General features: G+C 29.4%; 4 protein-coding genes. 2 read left to right on the top strand and 2 right to left on the bottom strand.

The window, feature by feature from the left end; genetic code table 11:
- Positions 1 to 386 precede the first annotated feature (386 nt).
- Positions 387 to 980, bottom strand: a complete 594-nt coding sequence (locus tag JJD95_RS19945) for a recombinase family protein (protein ID WP_291645241.1) — start codon at positions 978 to 980, stop codon at positions 387 to 389.
- A gap of 326 nt (positions 981 to 1,306) precedes the next feature.
- On the opposite strand from JJD95_RS19945, the gene JJD95_RS19940 reads away from it, so the two are divergent.
- Positions 1,307 to 1,654 (top strand): DUF3784 domain-containing protein, encoded by a 348-nt coding sequence (locus tag JJD95_RS19940; protein WP_291645239.1) that lies wholly within the window; start codon positions 1,307 to 1,309, stop codon positions 1,652 to 1,654.
- 162 nt (positions 1,655 to 1,816) lie between these two features.
- Positions 1,817 to 2,212 carry a hypothetical protein gene (locus JJD95_RS19935; protein WP_291645237.1) on the top strand — a complete coding sequence of 132 codons (396 nt, stop codon included), beginning with the start codon at positions 1,817 to 1,819 and terminating at the stop codon, positions 2,210 to 2,212.
- Positions 2,213 to 2,616: 404 nt separating this feature from the next.
- Here JJD95_RS19935 and JJD95_RS19930 read toward each other — a convergent pair.
- A partial coding sequence (locus JJD95_RS19930; protein ID WP_291645235.1) for a DNA topoisomerase occupies positions 2,617 to 3,669 on the bottom strand: 1,053 nt, incomplete at its 5' end.

Genomic DNA, 3,669 nt, shown 5'->3' with positions numbered 1-3,669 from the left:
CTACGGCTTTTTTAAAATAATGTGTAAAAAAGTCTTTTTGTTATGCCTATAATTAATTTGAGTATAATTCGTTATCCAGATACATATTATTATTTCCTAAATGTGGATATTGTTAATTATTGTTTTCCGACTATACTCTTATAATATTATAATTAATTATAAAAGCCTAAACCGATGCAATTATAGTATAATCCATATTTTCCTAAAACTCCATAATAAGTTGCAATGCCAATGATTCCTAACCACATATGAAGTTTTTCCCTCTCCAAACCCAAATCTATATATTCCCCTTTCTTTAATTAAATGTTTTTCTTTATATGTTGCCTGATTTTTGGCTACCTTTTTTATATGCTATATAATTATAATATAAAATAAAAAAAGAAGACTTATTTACCCTCTTCAATAAGCTTAATGTATTTATACAAACATGTCCTGGATATGTCGCACATTCTAGCACATTCACTCTTATTTATCTTACCTTTCTTTAATAGTTCATAAAATTTTACTACTACCACTGGAATATCTTCTATAGTAGTTTTAGGCCTACCTAATAACTTCCCTTTAGCTTTAGCATTAGCCAAACCACTTTTAACTCTTTGGCTTATCATGTTACGTTCTATCTCTGAGAACACACCCATCATTTTTAACATTCCTTCCGTCATTGGGTCTAATTCTTTTATGCAATCTACAATAAAATTTCCTAACACTAATTTGATTTTTTTAATTTTAGCTAATTCTATAATTTCACATAATTGTTTGGTGCTTCTGGTTATTCTGCTAACCTCTGTTGCTATTATAGTGTCACCCTCTATAACTTTATCTAATAACTTATTAAATTCTACTCTGTCTATTTTAGTGCCACTTGCATATTCCAAATATATATTCTTAATAGTAACCCCTACTGCCTTTAATTCTCTTGTCTGCCTTGTTATATCCTGTTTAATATTATCTGTGCTACATCTTGCATATCCATATAACATATATTCCCCATCCTTTTAACTACACTCTCATTATGTAGTATGCCTTTTATACGAAACTGTATACAAAATGGTGTAGATATTTTCAACTACATATTTCAAGATAAAAGTATCTTATAACTCTTATAAATGAACTGAAAATTAATCATAGCTGAAGTATTTGATGTGTAGTCAAAAAATAAACAATTTTGAGGTACTAACAAGTTGGAAATATGATATGTTTTTTTACCCGCTCTAAGGAATTAACAATACTTTATTGTATAATATAGTTAATAAGTTGTTTCATCTTGGTAATTTTAAGCGTCTTAAGAGAGAATAGGAGGGTTTATATGTCTTTATTTCAACATGCGATAAGAGGAATGTTTTATATAACAACAGCTGTATTTACAATATATATTTTTTCATTGTTTATAAAACCAAGTAAAAGTGGTAATTGGATACTTTGGTATAATACTCTTTCACAAAAAGATCAAAAAAAATATGATCCTGTCATACTGCTGAATAGGATACAACGGATTTTGCTATTAATTTCAATTGTGGGAGCAGTTGGTTTAGTTTTATCTATATTTGTAAATGAAATTTTTAAAATACCAGCAACTATATTAATATTTGCAATTCTTATTATGTCTCTTCCATATACTTCATTAAGACATGCTTTGATTGATAAAGATAAATAAATAATATATGGATATAAACTAACGACGCATCATTCATAACGGACGACATAAGTAGTAATTTAGAATTCGCTTATGATGGAATGAATATACATATCTAAAAATAATGTAAAATCATTTTTAGATTTCGAGTCATGATATTATTATAGTAAAGGGGGTGATATCTTGAAGGATACAGCATTAATTTTTACAAGAATTCTTTTTATACTATTTGCAATTGGAACTATAATTTTGCTTTGGATGGTTTACAAAGATATAGACAATAGCATTGCTTTCAAATTTGGAATTGGCTATTTATTCTTAACTTTATTTTTGCTTTTGTACGTTCCTATTATTACTATTCTAAATTTAAGAAAATTAAAATGGGTTGAGATAAGGAAAAGGCTGTTTAAGTTTATTGCTTTGTTTATTTTATTTAGTGCTTTAAACTATATTTCTGATTGTGTTTTTAGACATTCAAACATAGATTTATTTAGAGTGTTTTCTAATGCAGCAGGTTTTGCTTTTGGTATCACTTTTATTGATGTTATTTTCTTAAAAAAAGGAAGAGAATTATATTAATAGAAGACACAACTTTCTTTACGGACGACATAAGTAGTAATTAATTGGATGTAATATATAAATCATCTTAAAATTTTAATAAATTCTTATATTCTATGCTCAATCTCTCTCTGCTTTGCAATTATCGAATGCTCTTGCTCTTCTCAAATTGAAATATTATTTCTATTTGTAGTTAGCTGGAAATTTTGTGAATTTATTAATAAATGATAATGCTGATAATTCGATTCTGGTAATAAATTCATTTATATCTTTACATTTAATTTTATTACGTAAAATTAAGAGCCAGTAATGAGCAAAATAAACTCATTACTGACTCTCCATTTATAAATGTTTATCAGCATTATATGTTGATAAACATCTTAAAACAACTTATAAAGGTACTTATAACTAGTGTTATTTTTTCACTATTTTAAATTAAGCTTAGCAAAAGCCTCCGCCATAGCAGAATTACCAGAATTCACAGGTTCATCTTTCTTATTCTGCTGATTCAAAAACTTATTAACATCCTTTTTATCTAAAGAACTCTTTTCTTTATCTCGACGCTTAGTAAACGCTGAAAGTTTTTCTCTATAGCCACAACCACAAACGAAAATCTTATTGTCGCCATCCCCTCTAATCTCCATTTTCTTGTGACAAGTAGGACAACGTGCATTTGAAACTTGTGAAACTCCCTTACGATATCCACAGTCTCTATCAGGACATACAAGCATTTTACCCCTTTTGCCATTAACCTCAAGAAGATACTTACTACACTCAGGGCATTTAACTCTTGTAGCGTTGTCATGTTTGTATATTTCGGAGGATGCTGCAACGGTCTTCACAAGCTTAACTGCATATTCTCTCATATCCTTTACGAAATTCATGGAATTAGCTTTTCCTTTACTTATAAGTTGAAGCTGTTTTTCCCACTTAGCGGTAAGCTCTGGGGATTTTAATTCTTGTGGTACTAACCCTATTAGTTGTATTCCTTTTGAGGTAGGAAAAATATCTTTACCTCTTCTCTCCATATAGAAAATATTAAATAATTTTTCAATAACATCTGCCCTTGTTGCAGAGGTTCCTAGGCCTGAGGTATTATCCAAGGCTTCCCTTAAACTATCATCCTGAATATCTTTTCCTGGATGCTCCATAGCTGTTAGAAGCGTCGCTTCATTAAACCTTGCAGGTGGCTTGGTTTTCTCATTTTGTGATTTAGCTAAAGTAAGTTTAACCGCTTCACCTTTTTTTATTTCTGGAAGTGATTGATCTTTTTCTTCACTGCCCTCAGAACTGCTTATTTCTTTCCAGCCCTTAGATTTAACTATTTTTCCTTTTGCGGAAAAGCTTTCACCCTTAACATTTATTTTCACAGTAGTTTGCTCATACTCAAAAGCTGGGCTTAGAACTTCTAAGAATCTTTTTATAACTAAGTCATAAATGCTTTTTTCTTCTTTGTTTAGTCTTGATAAATCTACATG

Source organism: Clostridium sp., assembly GCF_016650035.1.
Classification (GTDB): domain Bacteria; phylum Bacillota; class Clostridia; order Clostridiales; family Clostridiaceae; genus Clostridium_AD.
Note: the sequence above shows the minus strand (reverse complement) of the source record. Positions and strands in the feature narration are given on the sequence as shown.

Coding starts and splice junctions, on each gene's coding strand:
- JJD95_RS19945 (WP_291645241.1), bottom strand. CDS start 980: ATGTTATATGGATATGCAAGATGTAGCACAGATAATATTAAACAGGAT.
- JJD95_RS19940 (WP_291645239.1), top strand. CDS start 1,307: ATGTCTTTATTTCAACATGCGATAAGAGGAATGTTTTATATAACAACA.